The sequence below is a fragment of the Flavobacterium sp. AC105 genome (assembly GCF_979258495.1).
In genome coordinates, this window is sequence record NZ_OZ409860.1 from 1,962,119 (window position 1) to 1,986,424 (window position 24,306).

Here is a 24,306-nt window from a genome sequence, read left to right on the forward strand (position 1 = left end):
TAATGTCAAAGAATGTTTTAATTGTTTGATTGAGTTATTGCCTTCGTTTTTCAATCGTAAAATAAATACAGGATTAAAGCTTATTTGAAATTATCAAATGAAGCATGAAATAATAGTGCCTTTTGCCACTTGTTTTTGCTGCCCAAAAGGACACAATACATTTTAATTATTAGATTAAATCTAAAAATTAAGTACAAGGAATTTAATGAATTTTTTAAAAAGAAATTTCAAAAATACAGATGAATATAGGAGATTATTTAAAAGTAAATGCGGGAAAATATCCGGATAAATCAGCATTTATCTTTTTGGAAGATGGTGAAGCTAAAGAACATATAGTTTCTTTTTCTGAACTAAATGAAAAAGTAGAACAATTGAGCTCTTTTTTGAACGGCAGAAATGTCCCGGGAAAAAGAGCAATATTATTGTTTGAAGATTCTTTGAGTTTTATAGTCTCATTTCTAGCATGCCAGTCATTGGGCATAATTGCTATTCCAGTAAATTATTCAAAGAATAAAAAGCAGCTTTTAAGGATTGAATCTTTAATTGAGGATGCAAATGCCAGTGTGATTTTAACAACAGAAAGTATTGAAAAATATTTATTGAAAGAAGACTTAGGGGTTATCGCAAACCATTCTCTTTCAATAATAAACATTGAAACAAAACACGATTTTAAAGAAACAGGAGATATAACCTCTTATTTGCAAAGCGAAATTGCCTTTATTCAATATACCTCAGGATCGACCAGTAATCCTAAAGGAGTTATGATTAGCCACGAAAATCTAATCTCGAATCAAAAAGCGATTCAGGACGCATTTGGGTGCGATCCGGATTCAATTATCTTTTCCTGGTTACCCTTTCATCACGATATGGGCTTGATAGGTAATATTTTACATTCCGTTTTTGTGGGCTGTACCTGTATTTTAATGTCTCCTTATCATTTTATTCAAAAACCAATCAGATGGTTACAGGCAATTACCAATTATAATGTCACGCATAGCGGAGGACCTAATTTTGCTTTTGAACTTTGCGTAAGTGCGATTTCAAATAAAGACCTATTGAATTTAAATCTGACAAAATGGAAAGTAGCTTATTGTGGTGCTGAACCAATTAATAATGATACGGTAAATCAATTTGTTGAAAAATTTGAAGCTGTTGGTTTCAACAGACTTCATTTTTATCCCTGTTACGGTCTGGCAGAAGCAACTTTGCTTGTGTCTGCAAAAAGAAAAGAATCACTATCGAATGTTGTTTATATTGACTCAGATAAGACTACAGATAAAAAAATCGTATTAACCGAAAAAACAGATTATAATAAAAACGCTATAATCAGTTGTGGACCCGTTGCAAATTCCATACAGGTAAAAATCATATCAAATACAGCCGGGGAATGTACAGAACTTCAAGAAGGAGAAGTATGTATTTTAGGGTCCAGCGTAAGTAAAGGATATTGGAATAAGGATAATAAAGATGTCTTTTATGAAATTGAAGGTAATAAATACTTAAGAACTGGCGACTTAGGTTTCTTCTATAATAGGGAACTCTATATTCATGGACGAATTAAGGAATTAATAATCTTTAGGGGCAAAAATTATTATCCCAATGATATTGAAAAAATGGTACACAATTGTGACGAATCCATTGTTAAAAATGGAGTTGCAGTATTTAGTATCACGGGAATGAATGAAAAAATAGTAATTCTTGTAGAAATCAAAAGAGAATCTGTTTTTACAATAAAAGCTTCAAACATTATTTCGAAAATATATAAAACCATTACAGGCGAGTACGGATTAGATATTTACGATGTGGTTTTAGTAACCCCTTTTACAATACCCAGAACAACGAGTGGAAAATTAATGCGATTGCAATCGGGTGAAAAGTATATTTCTAATGCATTTGTAAGTATCGAATCAAAAATTCAATTAGATAAACATACAAGTGTTTCAATCTATGAAGCAAAAGATTTTATTGATAAAGTTATCGATAGAGGTGATTTTACTTCGATCAAAAATTACCTGATGTACATCATCGCAAAAAAAATAGAAACTCAATATGAATTAGAAAGTAAAGATGTCGAACTGGCAAATTTAGGACTTGACTCACTTCGCTTAATGGAAATTATTAATATGATTAATAAAGATTTAAAACTCAATTTAAGTGTTGCAAAATTGATGGAGAACCCCACATTAAATGGTCTTGTAAGCACAATTGAAAATATGATCTGGTTAAAAAACCATAAACCATCAGATAAAAATATTATATTATGAATACCTTAGAAATAATAAATGAATTAAGGAAAAACAATATTTTTCCATCAATTGAAGGAAATCAACTTAAACTTTCCGGAGAAACGAAACGTTTGCCAAATGTATTAATTGAGAAAATTAGAGAATCAAAGAATGAACTTATTGATTTTTTAAGAGAACCATCTGATGATTTCTTTTCAAGACCAATTCCAAGAGTTCCACAAAAAGAAATTTATAAAACTTCAAATGCACAAAAAAGAATTTGGACTTTAAGTCAATTTGAAGGCGGTACTGAAGCATATAATATAGTAACAAGCCTTTATTTAAAAGGTGAGGTCAACGTTGAATGTCTTGATGAAGCTTTTAATAAAATTATTCAAAGACATGAAAGCTTACGTACTGTATTTAAAATAATAGATGGAGAACTTTACCAGGAAGTTTTGGAGGATGTTAATTTTAAGATCAGTTACAGGGATATTTCTCAGGAAAAGAATATTAATACACTTTTATTAAATGAAATTGATGCATCATCAAGATGGAAATTTGATTTAACAAAAGGTTTACTGATTAGGGTTGACTTAATCAGGATAGATACTCATGAGTACGCCATGATCTTTGGAGTTCATCATATTATAAGTGATGGATGGTCTATTAATATATTGATTTCTGAAGTTTTAAATAAGTATAAAAAGATACTTCAGGGGCAGGAACATACAATAGATCCATTAAGAATTCATTACAAGGATTATACATATTGGTTAGAAGATCTTCATAATGGAGAAAAAAATAAAGTATCGCAAGCATTTTGGAAAGATGAAATTGACAGCCATTTATTACCATTAGAATTGCCTTATGATTTTAGAAGGCCTGACATTAAAAGTTACGACGGAATGGTATCAAAGTTTTATTTTGAAAAAAAACTTTATAATGATATTGTTCTATTTTGTAAAGAAAATAAAGTTACCTTATTTAATTTCTTTAGAAGTACAATAAACATCTTATTGTATAAATATTCAGGTAATCGCAAAATAGTTATAGGAACACCTGTTTCCGGAAGAATGCATTATGATCTTGAAGATCAAATTGGGGTTTATATCAATACATTACCCTTAATCTTTAATCTGGATCCTGAAAGTTCCTTTATTAATTCATTAAAATTAATCTCCGAAAATTCGTTTAAAGCTCTTCAGTATCAGGATTATCCATTTGAAAACATTCTGGATGATCTTGATTATAGAAGAGATCCCAGCCGTAATCCATTATTTGATGTAATGATGGTTTTGCAGGATACTTCTATAGGAACACAAAACCTTAATGGGGACAAACAATTAGGTTTTGAATTGAATTATTTAGACTCTTATTTATATTCATCCGGTAAAATTAAAGAAGAAGCAAGGCCTGCAAAATGTGACCTTACATTTAATTTTGATGCTGAGCCTGATGATGTTCATTTTTTGGAAATTGAATACGCAACGCAACTATTCAAAAAAGACACCATTATTAAAATATTCAATGTCTACGAAAATATTATTAAGCAGATATTGGAAAATCCTCAATCAGAGATACGATCTATTCAAACGGTAAATAAAAAAGATAGGGAAGAAATACTAACTAAATGGAATCAGCCCTTAGAAGAGATTAAAGAAAACAACATTTTTGAACTTCTGGAAAAATCTTTTGAAATAAATAAAGAAAAAACCGCAATCTTATATAAAAATCAAAACATCTCTTATAAAGAATTGTATGATAATATTTTAGCCGTAGGGTTTCTTTTAGATCAAAGAAAGAAAAATGATGCTAATTTATTTGTGGGCCTTTTATTAGGACGTACAGATTGGACAATTGCTACTGCAATTGGTGTTTTAAGGTCAGGAAGAGCATACGTTCCTGTAGATGTAAAATACCCTCAAGAAAGAATAAATTATATTTTAAATGATGTTAATCCATCTTTTATTATCATAGATAATGAAGGCAAAGATTTAATACCGCACAATTATCAGGGAGAAATTATTCATATTGATGAAATAAAAGATATTTTATTAAATACAAAAAGTGAAGAAAAGCAAGATACCAATTTAGCTGTTGAATTAGCTTATCTAATTTATACTTCCGGATCTACAGGTAAGCCTAAAGGAGTAGAAATTACACATAAAAATGTTGTTGCGTTTTTAAAATGGTCATCAAAAGAATTTAACGAAACCCCTTTTGAAGTCATGTATGCTGCAACGTCTTATTGTTTTGATTTATCTGTATTTGAGTTTTTGTATCCTATTTTGAAGGGAAAATCCATTCGTATATTAGAGTCTGCTCTGGAGATTTCTGAATATATTTCTCAAGATGAAAAAGTATTTATAAATACCGTACCCTCTGTCGTAAAAAATTTATTAGAAATTGAAATTAATTGGTCGCAAGTCGTTGCCTTAAACATGGCCGGGGAATCGATACCAAAAACTATAATAGAAAAGTTAGTTTCCTTTCCATTTGAAATAAGAAATTTATACGGACCATCAGAAGATACTACTTATAGTACTGTTTATAAGTTTGATAAAAAAGAGAAATACAATATTCCGATAGGAAAACCAATCGAGAATACGCATTTATATATATTGGATAAAGATCAAAATTTAGTTCCGAAAGGAGTTTTAGGAGAGATTTATTTGAGTGGTGCAGGAGTAGCAAAAGGATATTTTGGACGTTTGGAATTAACGGAGGAAAAGTTTGTAAAAAATCCATTTTTACCAAACATGAAAATGTACAAAACTGGTGATATTGGAAAACTACAATCTGATGGGAACATTGACTTTTTTGGAAGAATAGATGATCAGGTAAAGATTAGGGGAAACCGTATCGAACTAGGCGAAATTAAATTTGTATTAGAATCTCATCCTTCATTTAAAGAAGTTATAGTCGATGTTTATTCTAAAAATGGCGAAGAAAAAATAATTGTTTATTGGGTTGCTGAAAATACAGTTATTGAAGATGACTTGAGTATAAAAGAATATTTGAGGGAAAAGCTGCCTTCGTATATGGTACCTGATTTTTATATTCAAATAGAAGAGATACCCTTAAATTCAAATGGAAAAGCAGATAAAAGTAAACTTCCGGATCCTTTTTTAGGAATCGAATCGAAAGAGATTGCACTTCCGAAGAACGAAACACAACAAAAAATATGGTCTGCATGGCAGGAAACTTTAGAAACGGAAGTGTCAAGCATATATGAAAATTTCTTTGATCTTGGTGGGCACAGTTTGAAAGCTGTAAAACTTAAGTATTTAATTTTTAAATATTTGAATAAGGATATTAGCTTAAATGAAATATTTTTAAATCCAACCATCGAAGCACAATCGATATTAATAAACGATAAAAAGAAAAAAAATAAAATAGTATTCCCAAAAGTTTCAGTCAGTAATACATATCCAATTTCATTTAGTCAGGAAAGATTATGGGTTCTTACAAACTTTGAAGAAGCATCAAAAGCGTATAATATGCCTGCCGCTTTTGATATTACAGGTGATTTAAACCTGGAATTATTTGAAAATGCTTTTAGAGCAGTTATTGAGCGATATGAAATCTTAAGAACAATATTTAAGGATTCTCAAGATGTACCTTCACAATCCGTTATCCCTTTTTTAAAGAATTCCTTTTCCATAGAAAAAATTTCTATAGAAAAGAAAATGACTGATCAGGAAATTAAATCTTTTTTGCAGGATAAGTGGGAATTTGCTTTTGATTTGAAAAACGGTCCGTTGTTAAACAGCTTTATTTTAATAACACCAAACAGGTATATTTTATCATTTAACATGCATCATATGATTAGTGATGGATGGTCTATGAATGTTTTGCAAGACCTAATTTTTAAAGGTTATAGCAATTTGTGTAATGATAAATTTTATGAACTGCCAGAAGTTGATATTCAATACAAAGATTTTTCTTTTTGGCAAAGGTCTCTATTTGAAAATGGTGGAATGGAAATGGAGTTTGAATATTGGAACAATATTTTTAAAGAACCAACTCCGGTGTTGGACTTTCCAACAGATTTTTATCGTCCGGATATTAAAACTTATAACGGCGACACTTTAAATTATCAATTTAGTGACAGTTTCTTTCAAAATTTTAAAAAACTAACAAGCAATTTCCAAGTAAGTTCATTTATGGCCTTAATGGCTGGTTCTAACATACTTTTAAAGAAATATGCAAATCAAAATGAAATTATAATTGGTACGCCGGTTTCAGGAAGAGAGTTAGAAGAGTTAGAAAATCAAATAGGTTTATATGTAAATACGCTGGCAATTAAAACAGTCTTAAATGGTGAATTGAGTTTTTCTGATTTGCTGGAAATGCAAAAAACAACCATTTTAGATGCCTTAGAAAATCAAAATATTCCTTTTGAATTGTTAGTAGAAAAATTGAATCTGGAAAGAGATTTATCCAGATCACCTCTATTTGACGTCATGGTGGTATTTCAAAATGAATTCATCTCAAGAGATAACATAACTATATCTGATTCTTTAGAATTTAACAGAATTGCAATCCCTACCAAAACAGCAAAGTATGATTTGACTTTTTCTTTCAAGGAAAAAAGGGAAGGACTGTTTTTAGAATTAGAATATAATACAGATCTTTTTAAATCCTCTACGATAACTCAAATCATCAAACATTTTGAAAAACTATTTGAGCAGGTATTTAAAACTCCTGAAATGAAAATTAAGGATATTGCTTTTTTAAGCGAGAATGAACTTGAAGAATTATCGTCCAGATTAGATAAAACAAATGTAAAATATGATTCTGAGGCTACTATTGTTAGCCAGTTTAAAAAGGCAGTACAGCTTTATCCTGATAAAACAGCTATTAAAAACACAAATAATTCTCTTACTTATAGAGAATTAGATATAAAAAGTGATCAACTGGCAAAAATTCTTATTCAGGATTATAATGTAGTTCCGGAAGATTTGGTGTGCCTGCATTTTGAGCGTACAGAATGGATGCTTATCGCAATTTTGGCCGTTCTTAAATCGGGTGCTGCATATGTACCTATCGATATAACGTACCCTGATAAAAGAATTGACTTTATAATAGGAGACAGTAATAGCAAACATGTACTGTACGATGTATTACCTGGCACTGCAGTTTTAGAAAACTGGAAATTAATCAATTTTATAGATGTTTTGGCATGTGACCTGAAAGGAAACGGAATTGATGTTTCTATCAACGAAAACAATCTTGCATATGTTATATATACGTCAGGAACCACGGGCAATCCTAAGGGTGTTATGATAGAACATAAAAATGTCAATAGGCTATTGTTTAATGATGAACAACAATACGATTTTAATTCTTCTGATGTGTGGCCTTTATTTCACTCTTATTGTTTTGATGTCTCGGTTTGGGAAATGTATGGGGCTCTGCTTAACGGCGGAACTTTAGTAATAGTGCCAAAAGATACAGCTCAGGACAGTTTAAAATTTTATGATCTTTTGCGTGATCATAAAATTACGATTCTTAATCAAACGCCAACGGCTTTTAGAAGTCTGGCGCAAAACAATAGAAATAGGTTTTTAAAAGAACCTCTTTCTCAAATTAGATATTTGATTTTTGCGGGAGAAGCTTTGAAACCTGAAATACTAAAAGACTGGCACGAAGCGATGCCTGACTGTAAAATAATTAACATGTACGGTATTACCGAAACAACGGTACACGTCACTTACAAAGAAATTACTTCTAAAGAAATACTTGAGAATAAAAGTGTTATTGGGGTACCATTGCCAACTTTAAGTTATCAAATACTTGATATCGATTTACAGCAGGTTCATACCGGTGTTATTGGTGAATTGTATGTGGGTGGTTCCGGACTTGCCAGAGGATATCTAAATAAACCGGAACTAACATTGGAAAGGTTTATAAAAGATCCTAAAAATCCGAATGAAAAACTATATCGTTCCGGAGATTTTGCCAGAATATTATCTTCTGGAGAAGTAGAATATATTGGTAGAAAAGATGAACAGGTTAAGATAAGAGGACACCGAATAGAAATTGATGAAATTGAATCTGTGATATCAAGACAAGATTTTATAGAAGATGTAATTGTGATTCCGATAAAAGGCATAAATGGAGAATTTGATTTGGTGGCGTATTACATTGCTGGCGATCAATTTGAAAAACAACAGTTAAAAACCGAATTAAGTAAGGCATTACCAGCCTACATGATTCCAACCTACTTAATTTCATTAAAAGAATTTCCACTTAATCAAAATGGAAAATTAGATAAAAAAGCATTGCCTAAGCCTGAAGATGCCCTCGATAAAAAAGAAGAGCATATCTCGGCAAGAAATAAAATGGACGAAGAATTAATTCTTATTTGGCAAGAAATTTTGAATATTACTTCAATCGGAATCACAGATAATTTCTTTGATTTAGGTGGTCATAGCTTAAAAGCAACCAGGGTAATTGCAAAAATTCAGGAATCTTACGGGGTTAAAGTAGATCTGAAAGATTTGTTTAAAGATCCAACTATCAAACATTTGTCAGATTATATAGAAACAATTCAATGGATGAAATATCATGAAAATGATGTGACTAAAAACGAAGACGAAATCATATTCTAATGGAAGATATTATAAAATTATTACAGCACTGCAAAGAAAGAGGAATTACTCTTGCACTAGACGAAACGGGAACTGCAATTAAGGCAAGAGGAAATGTTGACAGACTATTGCCCGATGAAAAAGAATATATCAGTAAAAATAAATTAGGGATAATTGAATTTTTAAAAGAAATCAAAAACAATGCTGCAGTAAGAATACCAATAGCAGAAAAAAGAGAACAGTATCCATTGTCATCTGCACAAAAGAGATTATGGATTTTGAGTCAGCAAAAAAAAGGCAGTATAGCTTATAATGTTCCATTGGCTTTTGAATTGGCAGGTTCTTTGAATCTAAATGCGCTAATTGCAGCGTTTGATCTTTTGATTGAGCGTCACGAAAGTCTTCGTACGGTTTTTCAGGAACATAACGGAGAAGCTTTTCAGGTTATTAGACAAAAAGATAATTCAAATTTTAAACTTATTTATAATGATCTTAGAAAAGATGAAAATAATAATTCATCAATAAAAAAACGTATTCAGAAAGATTTTGTAACGCCTTTTGACTTAAAAGGCGATTCCTTACTTCGCGCTCATTTATATCAGACTAAAGAAGATCATTATGTTTTTGCTTTAGTAATTCATCATATTATAAGCGACGGATGGTCAATGAAGATTTTAATAAAAGAATTATTATCCAATTATGAAGCAATAAACAAGAAGAATACGATCTCATTTCCTCCACTTAATATTCAGTATAAAGATTATGCAGTTTGGGAGCAGGAATATTTAAAATTGCCTTCGATAGATAACCATAAAGCCTACTGGCTTGAAAAATTCAAAGGCGAACTTCCAGTTTTAGCTTTTTTAGGCGATCGTACAAGACCGAAAATAAAATCATATAAAGGAGCAACGGTCAAAAAAGTAATTCCTAATAATTTATATAATAATTTTCATGCATTAGTAAAAGAAAATGGCAGCACTTTGTTTATGGGATTGGTTGCCGGGATTAATGCGTTGCTATATCGATATACAGCTCAGGAAGATATTGTTGTAGGTAGTCCCGTGGCCGGAAGAGAATACAGTGATCTTAAAGACCAAATAGGTTTTTATGTAAATACTCTTGCGCTCAGAAATGAATTTAAAGGAAACAAAAGTTATCTGGAACTTTTAAATATAGTTCGAATAACTACTTTAGAAGCTTATGAGCATCAGATTTTTCCATTTAACCAGCTTTTAGAATCCTTAGATTATCAAATTGATTCCAGCCGTAACCCATTATTTGATGTTTGGGTCGTTTTGCACCATGATGACGAAGTTAATTTTACAAATGAGCAATTAAATGTAACCAACCTTGCCATTAGTAAATATTCAGAAGTTGAGGATAGCCAGAGTAGACGAGATTTGACTTTTAATTTTATTGAATCAAAAAACGGAATTGAATTAGATTTAGGTTACAATATTGATATCTATGACAAAAATACAATAGAACAATTTGCAAATCATTTTTTACAGATTATTGAGGCCATTGTTGAGAATCCATCGCTGGCAATTCAGGATCTGGATTATTTAAATGAAGTTGAAAAGAAAGAAATAATAATAGATTTTAATGATTCTGTCTCTAATGAAAATGCACAAGGAAAAACATTTATAGAAAGATTTGAAGAACAAGTTGAAAAGTCTCCCGAAAATGTGGCATTGATTTTTGAAGATGTTTCATTAACCTATAAAGAATTAAATGAGCAAGCGAATCAATTGGGTAATTATCTGGCTAATAAGCATGAAATTACAAAAAATACCCGCGTAGCAATTTTACTTGATCGCAGCGAATGGATGATCGTATCTATTTTAGCAATATTAAAACAAGGAGGTGCTTATCTACCAATCGAAGCTGATTATCCTCTGGAGAGAATCGAATACATACTCGAAGACAGCAGCTGCAAAGTTTTGATTGATGAAAAAGAAATACAAAATTTTTGTCTGGAAAAGGAACAGTATGTCAAAACGAATTTAGACAAATCACCAGTTCCCGAAGACCTTGCGTATGTAATATATACATCAGGATCAACAGGAACCCCAAAAGGAGTTATGATCAGCCATTTTGCATTAATAGATTATGTAGATGGTATTTTATGTAAGACAAACATGAAAGAGTGCAAAACTTTTGGTTTAGTGTCAACAGTCGCTGCAGATTTAGGAAATACAGTGATCTATCCGTCACTACTTTTAGGAGGAACATTACATATTTTCACTAAAAGTCAGGTAACTAATCCAAAGGAAATGAGTAAACAAAATTTGGATTGTTTAAAAATCGTTCCATCACATTGGAAAGCTTTACAAGAGAATGATGTATATTTTGCACCAAAAAAATGTTTAATTTTTGGGGGAGAAGCACTTACAGCAGATGTTATGGAGCAGCTGGCGAGAAGAACATTTCCAGAACAGGTTTACAATCATTATGGACCCTCAGAAAGTACTATTGGTAAATTAATATCTCAAATTGACAAAGACAATTTAAAAGAAAAAATTTCTTTAGGAAAACCAATTGGAAACAATCAGGTTTATATTTTAGATGAGAAGCAAAAAATTGTTCCAAAGGGAGTTGTGGGAGAAATTTTTATTTCAGGTGATGGTCTTTCGAATGGATATTTAGGAAATCCAATATTAACAGATGAAAAGTTTATATCTAATCCTTTTAATAAAGGAAAAAAAATGTACAGAACCGGAGATAGGGGACGTATGTTATTTAACCTAAAAATAGAATTTCTGGGAAGATTAGACGATCAGGTAAAAATTAGGGGACACCGAATAGAATTAGGTGAGATTGAAAAAACAATCCTTCAATATAGTGACATACTTTCTGCTGTTGTATTGGCAAAAAAAGAAGGAGAAGAAACTAAACTTATAGCTTTCGTAGCAGGCAATTCTACTTTTAATGTACATGCTTTGCGAACATTTTTAGAGAAAAAACTACCAGAACAAATGATACCTGCTTTCTATGTCGAATTAGACGATATGCCATTGACTTTAAATGGTAAAATAGATAAAAAAAAGCTTGTAATTCCTAATTCCCTTTTTGAAATAAAAAAAGAAACAGTTGTACAAGCTGTTACTGACATTCAAAAGAAACTAGTAGCCGTTTGGAGTGAAGTTTTAGGAATTAATCCGGACGAAATAAGTATTACGGATAGTTTCTTTGATCTGGGAGGACATAGTTTAAATGCCATAAAAATTGTTTTTAGAGTAAACGAAGAATATGACGTAGATCTGGATCTGTCGCTTTTATTCGAAGAACCTACAATAGAAAGGTTCAGCGCAGAATTAGAAAATATTTTATGGTTAAAAACAGACAGAATAGCAAACACTTCATTAAATAGTACCATCATCTAATAATTAAACTATGGAAATAATAAATGAGATTTTACAAAAAGAAAACCAAGTTTTAAATATTATAAAACCGGGTGGTGACAAACGATTAGGTTTGGATATATTAAAAAACTACATATCAGAGCATTCAGACGAGATAAACAAATTACTGTTAAAAACCGGGGCAATTCTTTTTAGGAATTTTGAAGTTAATGAAAGAGAAGAATTTTTGGACGTAAAAAAAGTTTTAGCCGGAAACACGGATAAATTTAATTATGTTGATGGTAATTCTCCAAGAACAAAGGTTATTCATGATGTTTATACTTCTACAGAATATCCTAAAGAATACAGTATATCATTACATAACGAACTTTCTTATTCTAACAATTGGCCCAATCATATACTATTTTATTGCAAAATTCCTGCAGCAAAAGGTGGCGAAACCCCAATTGCAGACTGTAGAGTAATCTTAGAAAAACTCGATAAAGAAACCGTAAATAAGTTCGAAAAATATGGTGTAAAATACACTCGCTGTTTAAGGGGAGAAAAAGGCGTTGGCAAAAGCTGGATGGAAACTTTTGAAACCACTGAAAAAGAAGTTGTAGAAAAATATTGTAACGAAAATAAAATAACTTTTTTCTGGGAAGGCGATTATTTATTCCTAAGTCAATTAGGAAACGGGGTAGCTACACACCCAATTACCAACGAAAAAGTTTGGTTTAATCAGGCAAACCAGTTTCACCCGTCAAATTTGCCCGAAGATATTTATAAACCTTTGAAAATGATTTATGAAAAGAAAAAGCATAAGTTTCCTCAATATGCTTTTTATGGGAATGATGAAGAAATTGCCGAAGAACAATTACAAAAAATAACAGATATACACTTTGATACCGCTATAAAATTTACCTGGGAGCAAGGTGATATCCTGCTTTTAGATAATATGTTGATGGCACATGGAAGAATGCCTTTTGAAGGAGACAGAAAAATTTATGTAAGTATGTACTAATGAATTTTTATTAGTACAGTAACCTGTTTACAGATTACATAAATATCCTTTTAAATAAACAAGCCTTAAAATAAATTTTGAATGAGAACGGTACAAGCTATTATAGAAGATTTAAGAAAATCTAAAATACAATTATTTCTAAAAGAGGAGAATATAGAGATAATATCTAATTTACAGGAAATAGATAAATCGATTCTCTCTGAACTGCAAAACCGTAAAAAAGAGATTGTCGAATATCTAAAAAAGAATTTAAAGAACGATGCATCAGCCAATGTTATAACACCGGTTCCTTTTGCGGGTAAATATCAGCTTTCATCTTCGCAAAAAAGACTATGGCTTGTTTGCCAGTTCAAAGAAATGAACAAGGCTTATAACATTCCTAAAGTGCATGTTTTTAATCGAGTGCTGGATCTTATGGTTTTTGAAAAAGCAGTAAAAAAATTAATGATAAGGCATGAAAGTCTGCGTACCGTATTTGTTCATGAAGATGGGGATGTTTTTCAAAGTATTAAAACAATAGATGAAATAAGCTTTAATTTAAAAGTATGCGATTTAAGGTTAAAAGATAATCAGGATGAGTTAGTTAGAGATAACACAGAAAAAGATATCATAGAACCTTTTGATTTAAGTTCAGGCCCTTTATTTAGAGTAAGTGCTTATCAAATTGCCGATGAAAAGTGGATTCTTGTTTATGTAATTCATCATTTGGTCAGTGATGGCTGGTCTATGGAAATATTAAAAAGAGAATTGTTTTATTATTATGAAGCAATATTAAAAGGAGATGAAAAAGAAAATCTGCGTTCACTTAAAATTCAATATAAAGACTACGCTTTTTGGCAGCAAAACCAGTTAATGACAGCAGAAATTAACGTATCTGAAAAATATTGGCTACAGCAATTTCAGGGAGAAATACCAATATTAGAGGTTCCTTGTGATTTTTCAAGACCAGTGATGAAAACATACAATGGAAGTGCGGTTACACAAATATTATCTTTAGAATCATCTGAAAAACTAAAGAAAATCAATCAGCAGGCACAAAGCACTATGTACAAGACCCTTTTTGCAGGAGTTAATGTATTGATGTATCGATATACCGGACAGGAGGATATTGTTTTAGGAAGTCCAATAGCGGGGAGAGAGCATGGTGAATTAGAAGGTATTATAGGTTTTTTTGTAAATACATTAGCACTTAGAAATCGTTTTAAAGGAAGCGACAATTTTCTGGATTTACTGGACAAAGTAAAAACAACCACCAATGATGCCTATAAACATCAGTCTTACCCATTTGATGAACTGATATCAAATCTCAAACTTCACAGGGACCGAAGCAGAAACCCTTTGTTTGATGTGATGGTAACGCTAAAAAATAGTAAAGAAAACCATAAAATAAATAACCCTGGACTTGAAGAAATTTCATTAAGTAATGAAAGTCAAATATGCATTTTTGACCTGACCTTTACTTTCATTGAAACTTCTGAAGGAATCGAATTAAACCTGGGTTTTAATAAAGATATTTATTCGAAAGAAACCATAGAAAAGATGAGTAAACATTACTGTCAAATTATGGAATCTATTGCAAATAATCCTGAAATACCTTTAATGGATATTGATTATTTAACTGAATTAGAAAAGAAAAATTTGATGTTTGACTTTAATCCTTCCTTGCCAGAAGCGAACACGTTAGACAAAACAGTTATTGAATATTTTAAAGAACAGGTAGAGAAAACCCCGGAACAAATAGCATTAGTATTTGAAGATATTACTTTAAGTTATAAAGCCTTAGATACAGTAACGGATGAATTTGCAAGGTATTTAAAAACTAAATATACCATTTTACCAGATGATCTTATCGGTATAAAGCTAGACAGGACAGAATGGATGATCATTTCGATCATGGCTGTGCTAAAAAGCGGAGGAGCATATGTGCCCATTGATCCTGAATATCCTCAGGAAAGAATTGATTATATGATAGAAGACTCAAAATGTAAAGTTTTGATTGATAATGACGAATTACAATTGTTTAAAAATCGAGTACAGCATAATACGTATATCGATTTATCCAGTCCGAAGCCTAATAGTTTAGCGTATGTTATTTATACATCCGGAACCACAGGAAACCCTAAAGGAGTCATGATTGAACATAATAGCCTTTCATCATATATGAACAGCTGTAAAAATAAATATAAATTTAAAAATCAGCCTGTATTTCCTTTTTTGGCATCACATTCATTTGATATTTCTCTTTTTCATTTTTTATTTCCTCTTCTTACAGGTGGTAAAGTTTTGATTTTTTCTAAAAATGTGATAACCAACATTCAGGTTCTGACAACAAAACTTAAAGAAGCTACAATTCTGGATACTGTTCCTGCATTGATGTCTCAGATTTTAAATGAGATAGAATATACAGATGCAGCTTTAGACTTTCAAGGAATTACAGATTTGTTTATTGGTGGAGATCTTATTCCGGACGAACTTTTGGGCAAGATGAGGAAAGTCTTTCCAAAAGCAAATATAAATGTTACATATGGCCCAACCGAAAGTACCGTTTTTGTAACAGGTAAAGAATACCGTGAAAAGGATGTAAACCCTTGTGAAGGAACATTAATAGGAACACCAAATAATAATGCCAATATATACATATTAGATGCAAATTCTCAACTTGTACCTGTAGGCATTGATGGCGAAATTCATATTAGTGGACCAGCTGTTGCAAGGGGATACCTGAATCAGGAAAAATTAACTAATGAAAAATTTATCAGCAATAAATCACTTACCAATTATCGCTTATATAAAACGGGAGATATTGCAAAGTGGCTGCCGGATGGAAATATTAAATATGTAGGACGAAAAGACCGACAAATTAAAATTAGAGGATTCAGGATAGAGCTGGGAGAAATAGAAAAGGCAGCTTTAAGTTATCCGGACATAGAAACTGTTGTTGCCCAGGTTGTAAACATGAAAGACCAGCAAAAAGAGCTGGTTATATATATTGTAAGTGCACAAATAGTAAATATTTCAAATTTTAAAGCTCATTTAAATAAAATATTACCGGTGTATATGGTACCTGGTAAAATTATACAATTAGAAAAAATTCCTTTGACTGCCAATGGAAAATTAGACCGAAGAATTCTTGATCAAATTGATGAATTTGAAATGGATTCAAATGTAGAATATTTGGCTCCACGTAATGAATTAGAAGAAAAAACAGTAAAGATCTGGCAAAAATTACTGGAGAGAGAAAAAATAGGAATAGATGATAACTTTTTTGAAGCAGGAGGAAATTCGATAAAAATCATTCGTTTGTCCAGAGAAATGACAGAACTATTTAATAAAGAAGTTACCATAGCCGAGTTGTTTGAGTTTCCAACTATTAGTGAAATAGTAAATTATATTAAAGGTGATGTTTTGATAGAAACCGAGGAAGAAGTTCTGGATAGAGAGGAATTAATTAATGTTTTTAGCAAATTTGATTAAGATGACATTGAACAAAAATAAATATGATGGATTAGAAATTGCTGTTATTGGACTAGCTTGCAGGTTTCCTAAAAGTGATAGCCCTAAAACGTTTTGGAATAATCTAAAGGAAGGTAAAGAACTGTTAACTACTTTTTCAGCCAATGAATTGATAAATTTGGGAATAAAAGAAGATGTTCTTAACGACGGCTCTTATGCCAGATCAGAAGGTGTATTAGATCTTAAGGATCAATTTGATCAGGGCTTTTTTGGATATAGCATTGATGAAGCTAATTTAATGGACCCTCAAATTCGTATATTCCATGAATTATGTTGGGAAGGATTAGAAAATTCAGGATATGCCTCAAAAATAGAAAAAAATAAAATAGGCCTGTACGCAGCAGCTACTTCCAATGAAAATTGGAAAATACACGCTTATAAACAAGCCAATAAAACATCTGTTAATCCTTTCTTTTCGACTATTATAACAAAGCAAAATTTTGTTAGTTCTTTAGTTTCATATAAATTAAACTTAACAGGTCCGGTACAATATATAGATACCGCCTGTTCTTCATCACTAGTTGCAATTCATCAGGCGTGTAGAAGTTTATTAACAAGAGAATGTACTATTGCTTTGGCGGGTGGTGTATCTATAAAAACCCTAAAGCAAAAAGGATATCAATATCAGGAAGGAATGGTTCGCTCTAAAGATGGCCATTGTAGAACTTTCGATTCAAATGCAACAGGTACAGCAACCGGAGAAGGCGCCGGTGTAGTTGTACTTAAAAGGTTAAGCGAAGCAATTGCAGATAAAGACCATATTTATGCCATTGTAAAAGGAAGTGCTATTAATAATGATGGAAACAGAAAAGTAGGCTTTACGGCACCAAGCGTTAAAGGACAATCTGATTGCATAAAAAGCGCCATGAAGTTTGGAAATGTAGCGCCTGAAAGTATTAGTTACATTGAAGCACATGGTACCGCAACCAAACTTGGCGACCCTATTGAAGTAAGGGCGCTAACGGAAGCTTTTGGAGCAGACGGAAGCGAAAAATATTGTGCTTTAGGCTGTGTAAAAACAAACATGGGGCATTTGGATGCCGCCGCCGGTGTTGCAGGATTTATAAAGACAGTTTTGTCATTATACAATAAACAAATTCCTGCTCATCTTCATTATACAAATCCTAATCCTGAAATCGACTTTGCAAAAGGCCCTTTTTATGTAAATACATTACTTCGAAACTGGATACCTAAAAATGATGATCCTCTTAGGGCTGGAGTAAGTTCATTTGGTATTGGAGGGACAAATGCACATATAATTTTAGAAGAAGCCCCTGTAAAATCTGAAATAAATTCCCAATCACATTACAAATTAGTAACACTATCAGCTAAAACTGAAAATGCGGTACGCAGATATGCATCTAATCTTTACTCTTTCGTAAATGAACAGCCCGAAATTGAAGATGCAAACATGTCGTATACTTTACAAACCGGTCGCAAACATTTTTCATATAGAAAATCCATACTATATTCAAACAAAGAAGAATTACTTACGCTGTTAAAAAGTACAGTTGAGCAAAAAAAGTTTGTAAAAGCCAAAAAAAAGGAGGCCAATATAGTATTTATGTTTCCAGGGCAAGGAACTCAATACGTTAATATGGGAAAAGATCTATATTTTGAATTGCCTGAATTTAAAAAATACATGGATCAGGGATTTGAAGTTTTGAAAGATTTAACAGGAGTTAATTTTAAAGACATTTTATTTTCAGAATCCGGGCCTGAAAAATCAGTAATCTATGAAACATTTTATGCACAGCCTTTAGTTTTTCTTTTTCAATATTCATTATCTAAACAATTAAATTTTTATGGTATAAAACCAAAGTATATGATTGGGCATAGTCTGGGAGAATATGTTGCAGCATGTATTGATGGAGTATTTACTTTTGAAGATGCACTTTTATTAATTGTTAAAAGAGCAGAACTAATGAATAGTTTAAAAAAAGGAGATATGCTCAGTGTTAGCATGAAAGAATCTGATGCTATGATGTATGTGAATGAAAATATTTCGTTAGCTGCTGTTAATGGTCCGCAACAAGTTGTGTTTTCAGGAAATAAGGAATCTATAGATAACTTAATCCAGGATCTTGAAAAAGCAAGTATAGTGTATATAAAATTGAAAACATCTCATGCTTTTCACTCCTCAATGCAAGATTCTATTTTAGAAGCATTCAAAGAAGTATTGGATACTGTAAAACTTAATAAAGTAAAAACTTCTTTTGCATCAAATATAACCGGAAAGATGATTTTAGAAGATGAAGCTTCTTCGTCAGAATACTGGATGAACCATATAAGAAAAACGGTAAAGTTTAGCGAAGGGATAAAAACCTTGCTTTCAATAGAACCTGATCTTGTATTTATTGAGGTTGGAAGCGGTCATACACTTTCAAATTTATTAAATCAAATACGTACAGAACAAGATAATGTGGTGGTGCTAAATCTTGTTCGATCATTTAATGAAAATATAAGCGATCAGAAAAAACTGCATCATGGTATTGGAGAATTATGGGCAAATGGGGTTTCTGTAAATTGGAATAATTATCATAATGGCCATGATAGATATATTATCCCTTTACCAACCTATTCTTTCGAACCTAATAAATACACCACTGAAGTAGATCCATTTGGAGAGTTTTCATTATTTCAGGAAAATTTGAATATAGAAGAAAACGTGACAGAACCTGCCTTTGAAGAAAAAAAGAGTGAAAGGCCAGAGTTAGAAAATAATTATAGCGCACCTGTTAGTCAAACAGAAAAAGAATTAGTGGAACTGTTTGAGGATCTTCTTGGAATAAAAAAAATAGGTATCGAAGACAATTTTTTTGAACTGGGAGGAGATTCCCTAAAAGCAATGATGTTAATAAATAAAATAACATCAAAATATAAATTTAATATGGGATTAAAAGAATTTTTAAAATGTGACAGCATTAAGGGACTTGCCGAAGAAGTAGATAACAAGCTCTGGATTAGCGAACATTTTTCCTTAAATAATAATGATGAATCTTCAGATAATGTTAGCTCCATAAACAATGACATAGACCAATTCTCCATATAAAAAAAGAATCAGCATTTTAAAATGCAACTAAAATAGATAAATATTGAATTTTTTAATAATGAAAGAGAAGAAGGAATTGTTTGATTTTTTTAAAGGATATTGGAAATGGATAGGTTTTCTGTTTTTAATTACTTTCCTGTTAAATATAATGACCCTTATTGTACCAATTATTATTTCCAGAGGAATTGATGTCTTTATAGATCACAAATTAGATAAACTTTTGATCATTAAGCAGTTTTCTATAGTCATAATATGCATATTCGTTTTTAGTGCGGTACAAAATTTCCTGCAGGTTTATTTGTCTGAGAATGTTGCAAAAGATCTAAGAAAAACACTATTGGATAAAATTTCACAACAAAATTATAATTCTATACAATCAATGGATCCTTCTAAGGTTTTAACAAATTTTAGTGTTGATATTGATTCGGTAAAAAGATTTTCTGGTGCCGGAATAGCACAGTTTATTTCTTCAATTATTACCAGTGTTGGGGCAACAATAGTCCTAATGCTGATTAATTGGAAACTTGCATTGTGTGTACTTTTTCTTATTCCCATTATGATGGTTGTTTTTATTGATACCTTTAAAAAGATGAAAATCTTATATTCGTTCAATAGATCCGGTATAGATAAATTAAATTTAATAATTAACGAAACCATACATGGAGCGACTTTGGTGAGGATAACAAACTCTCAAAAAAATGAAAGCGAAAAATTTCTAATTGCCAACTCAAAAGTTAGGCAATTGTATTTACAAACCTTTAAGGTTTATCTTAGGATTATACCGCTGATTCCTTTTACAAGAAATTTATCAACATTGATGATTTTAGGAATAGGCGGCTACTTTGTAATCAATAATAAAATGAGTCTGGGAGAATTGATAGCTTTTGTAAGTTATGTAGACCTGATTCTTTTTCCTATTATAATGCTTAGTAATATGAGTAGTGACCTTGCTGAGGTTTTTTCATCTTTTAAAAGATTACAAGAACTTCCAATAGTGATTATGGAGGAAAATGAAATTGTAAAGAATGATTTTCAGAATAAAATTGAAATAAAACAAGTTTATAAATCATATGGAGAAAAAACGATCTTAAAAAACATATCTTTTAATGTAGCATCTGGCTCAAAAACAGCAATAGTTGGACCAACTGCAGCTGGTAAAACTCAATTGTTGTATATGTTTTCAGGTCTTGTTGAACCCGATTCAGGTTCAATTAAATTTGATAATAATGCAATTAAAAACCATAATAGTGATTTACTTCAAAATCTAATTGGATTTGTTTTTCAGGATAACATTATATTTAATACCAGTATAAAAGAAAATATTGCCTTTAGCAATACTGTAACCGAGGATTCACTAAAAAAAGCAATTGAAACGTCAGAGTTAAAAGAATTTATTGATTCACTTCCGGATAAATTAGATACTCCGGTTTACGAAAGAGGAGGAAGGCTTTCAGAAGGGCAAAAGCAGCGAATTATGTTAGCAAGGGCTTTAGCAATAAATCCAAAAATATTATTATTGGATGATTTTACAGCTAGAGTAGATAATAATACAGGAAAAAAAATATACGAAAATATAAAAAGGAATTATCCGGAATTAACCATTATATCCGTATCTCAAAATATGAATTCGATAGAAGATTATGATCAGGTCATTTTCCTGATGCAGGGAGAAATAATAGGTATTGGCACTCATGAGAACCTAATATCGTCTAATGCAGAATATTTGCAATTGTTTAACTCTCAGGAAAGTATTTTAAGCTATGAATTATAATCTTAACCAGGATGAAAACGGGAAGACCAAGAAAATTAGTACACATGTTTTTTTATGGAATGTGCTGTCTCTAATTCCGGAAGAACACAAAAATATAGGTGTAGGATTTATTTTTATTCTATTGAATTCCGGTTTTAAACTCTTGAGTATTTTCCTGATCGGATATGCAATAGATCATTATATTGAGTATAAATTATATGATGGAATCCTGCTAATTGTAAGCTTGCTTTTCGTAATATACATTATCTCTTTAGTCGCAAGTTATTTTCAAAATAAATTAATGATGGAAATGGGGCTAAAGTTATTGTTTACCATTCGAAACCGCCTTTTTAACAAGATGCAGGAGTTGCCCGTTTCTTTTTTTAAGATAAATAAAACAGGCGATTTGATTTCAAGAATTAATAACGATACAGATAAATTAAATAAGTTTTTTTCTACTTCATTGCTTGAATTTATAGGAGGAACAGCAATGCTAATTGGCGGGGGGGCTTTTTTACTATTAAGTAATTTTAGATTGGGTTTAGCTGCCATTTTACCTGCCATATTTGTTTTATTGACCACTCGGTTAATGTCGGCAAAAATTAGGAAATGGAATACTTTAAGTTTAAACATTTCAGGAGATTTGAATGCTCATGTTCATGATAATTTAAAGAATTTCAGAGTTTTTAGTTCCTTTAACAGGATGGATTATTTTAAAAAATCTTTTCAAAAGATAAATAATGAAAACTATAATGCCTCATTAAAGGCTGGCCTGGGTAATAATATGTTTTTATCAGTTCATAATTTTTTTTCAAATTTAGCCCAGCTCATTATCTTGCTGTACGGAATTCATTTAATCTCTAAAGGAGAATTATCTATTGGGTTATTTGTTAGTTATTTTATTTTTTCTGCTCATTTTTATATGGCGGTAAATATATTAGTCTCGCTTTGGCCAAGTTTTCAACTGGCAATTTCAGGATGGGAAAGAATAGAAAGTATATTATCCTTAAAATCAAATTTGCTTTTGGTAGAAGATCAGTCAAAAGAAAATTCTTCTGCTTTAATAGAACTCAAAAATGTATTTTTTAGTTATAATCCGGAAAAAGATGTTTTAAATGATGTGTCTATATCGTTAATGAAAGGCAAGACTTATGCATTTATTGGGCCTACAGGAGGTGGTAAAACCACAATAGCATCTCTAATCGCCAGACTATATGACCCTGTAAAAGGAAAGATATTGCTTGACGGCAAAGATATTCGATCATACACATCAAAAGAACGCTCAAAAAAAATTGGTTTTATACAGCAAGAACCTTTTCTTTTTTCAGGAACTGTAAAAGAAAATATTTTATATGGAAATGATACCTATCAATCCTACACTAACAATCAATTTAATGAACTTATAAGAGAAAAGAATTTAGAATCTTTAATTTCTTTTTTTGATAAGGGTTTAGAAACTGAGATTAATTCTTTTTCTGATAAAATAAGTTTAGGACAAAAACAACTTATTGTTTTTATGAGAGCCATTCTTCTTGAGCCTGTACTTTTAATTTTAGATGAAGCAACAGCGAACGTAGATATCAAAAATGAGCAATTGCTAAATGATATTTTAGATAAACTGCCAGCAAGTACCACTAAAATTATTATAGCTCATCGTTTAAATACCATTAAAAATGCAGACGGAATTTATTTTATAAATCACGGACGTGTAACCCTGGCTGAATCTTTTGATGAAGCGGTACATAAAATATACAGAGAAAAGAGCGTAAGTTGATATAATTATAGAGAGCTAATAAATGAGAAAAGTTAACATCATATTCAAACATAAAGAATATACCACCCATATTTTAAATGAAATAAGAAATGATAGCCGTCAAATACAGGAATTAAAAAACAATGACGGCCTATGTCTCTTTGCAGCAGGTGCATTCGCAAGAAATGAAGCCACTTTAAAGTCATCCGGAATTGATATTTTTTATATGAGATCAGGAAGTATGAAAAATAATTTAATTCATTCAGATTCAAAAAAAATAATAGATACCCATCTTTCCCATATTGTAAAAAAGGCAAAACTGCTCCCATTAATTGATGATGAAGAAACATTAAAAGCAGTTTATGTTGACGATCTTCTCGCAAATGCTGCCACAAGGGCAGAGGATAATCAAGGGGATTTTAATATTAGAATGTTATTTTTATTAGAAAGCCAGTTTATTTATAATGAAGCACTTTATGACAACATAGGGAAGCAAATGATTCGGTATTATTTTAATGAATTTGATGTGCTTCCAGAAAAATTTAATTCAATCTATTTCATAAACGACATCGTTAAATACTGGAAAATACATTCTTGTAATTATGAATATAAAAAAAGCGGAGATGTTAATCACGGTTTAAATAAGGAAGAACTTCTTTTTAAAAATCTTAAGTTAGAATTTAGCAGAAAGCTTACCTGTTATTCCTTTATTTTGCAAATAGTATTAGATCCCAAAACAGAAATAGAAGACAGATTGTTTTCTATTTTTAAAATGACACCTTTAGAAAGATTAGATTCGATTGCTCAAAAAAGACCTGAATTAAATTTTAAGATCAATGAAATCATTGATTTATATTGTTGGTATTTAGAACTGTATAATCTTCCGTTTGATGAGATATATGAATATTTGAAGGATGAAAAGAATGTAAAAAATGCTTTTGATAAAGGCGCAGTTTTTAGCCAGAAAATCCTTGAATTACTATTGTCTCTTACAAAAGATACTCCGTATATCTTAAAATATTTATTTATATAAAAAACACCTTTCA

At 31.1% G+C, this 24,306-nt stretch carries 9 protein-coding genes; all 9 read left to right on the forward strand.

Annotated features, from left to right (window positions below):
- Positions 1-239: 239 nt before the first annotated feature.
- The 9 genes from ACZ0AH_RS08725 to ACZ0AH_RS08765 all read left to right on the forward strand — a co-directional run bounded on the left by ACZ0AH_RS08725 (position 240) and on the right by ACZ0AH_RS08765 (position 24,293).
- On the forward strand, positions 240-2,264 hold the full coding sequence (locus tag ACZ0AH_RS08725; protein ID WP_463475408.1) for an AMP-binding protein: 2,025 nt from the start codon (positions 240-242) through the stop codon (positions 2,262-2,264).
- Positions 2,261-8,845 carry an amino acid adenylation domain-containing protein gene (locus tag ACZ0AH_RS08730; protein WP_463475409.1) on the forward strand — a complete coding sequence of 2,195 codons (6,585 nt, stop codon included), beginning with the start codon at positions 2,261-2,263 and terminating at the stop codon, positions 8,843-8,845. The genes ACZ0AH_RS08725 and ACZ0AH_RS08730 overlap by 4 nt, the downstream gene beginning before the upstream one ends.
- Positions 8,845-12,210, forward strand: a complete 3,366-nt coding sequence (locus ACZ0AH_RS08735) for a non-ribosomal peptide synthetase (RefSeq protein WP_463475410.1) — start codon at positions 8,845-8,847, stop codon at positions 12,208-12,210. The genes ACZ0AH_RS08730 and ACZ0AH_RS08735 overlap by 1 nt, the downstream gene beginning before the upstream one ends.
- Before the next feature lie 10 nt (positions 12,211-12,220).
- Positions 12,221-13,192 (forward strand): TauD/TfdA family dioxygenase, encoded by a 972-nt coding sequence (locus ACZ0AH_RS08740; RefSeq protein WP_463475411.1) that lies wholly within the window; start codon positions 12,221-12,223, stop codon positions 13,190-13,192.
- A gap of 81 nt (positions 13,193-13,273) precedes the next feature.
- Positions 13,274-16,666, forward strand: coding sequence for a non-ribosomal peptide synthetase (locus tag ACZ0AH_RS08745; protein WP_463475412.1), 3,393 nt, complete (start codon positions 13,274-13,276; stop codon positions 16,664-16,666).
- 1 nt (position 16,667) lies between these two features.
- Positions 16,668-19,757 carry a type I polyketide synthase gene (locus ACZ0AH_RS08750; protein WP_463475413.1) on the forward strand — a complete coding sequence of 1,030 codons (3,090 nt, stop codon included), beginning with the start codon at positions 16,668-16,670 and terminating at the stop codon, positions 19,755-19,757.
- Positions 19,758-19,815: 58 nt separating this feature from the next.
- Positions 19,816-21,528, forward strand: a complete 1,713-nt coding sequence (locus ACZ0AH_RS08755) for an ABC transporter ATP-binding protein (RefSeq protein WP_463475414.1) — start codon at positions 19,816-19,818, stop codon at positions 21,526-21,528.
- The gene (locus ACZ0AH_RS08760) at positions 21,518-23,281 is read left to right on the forward strand and encodes an ABC transporter ATP-binding protein (RefSeq protein WP_463475415.1); all 1,764 of its coding nucleotides are present in this window, start codon (positions 21,518-21,520) and stop codon (positions 23,279-23,281) included. The genes ACZ0AH_RS08755 and ACZ0AH_RS08760 overlap by 11 nt, the downstream gene beginning before the upstream one ends.
- 22 nt (positions 23,282-23,303) lie before the next feature.
- Positions 23,304-24,293: a hypothetical protein gene (locus tag ACZ0AH_RS08765; protein WP_463475416.1), complete on the forward strand. Its 990-nt coding sequence runs from the start codon at positions 23,304-23,306 to the stop codon at positions 24,291-24,293.
- Positions 24,294-24,306 lie beyond the last annotated feature (13 nt).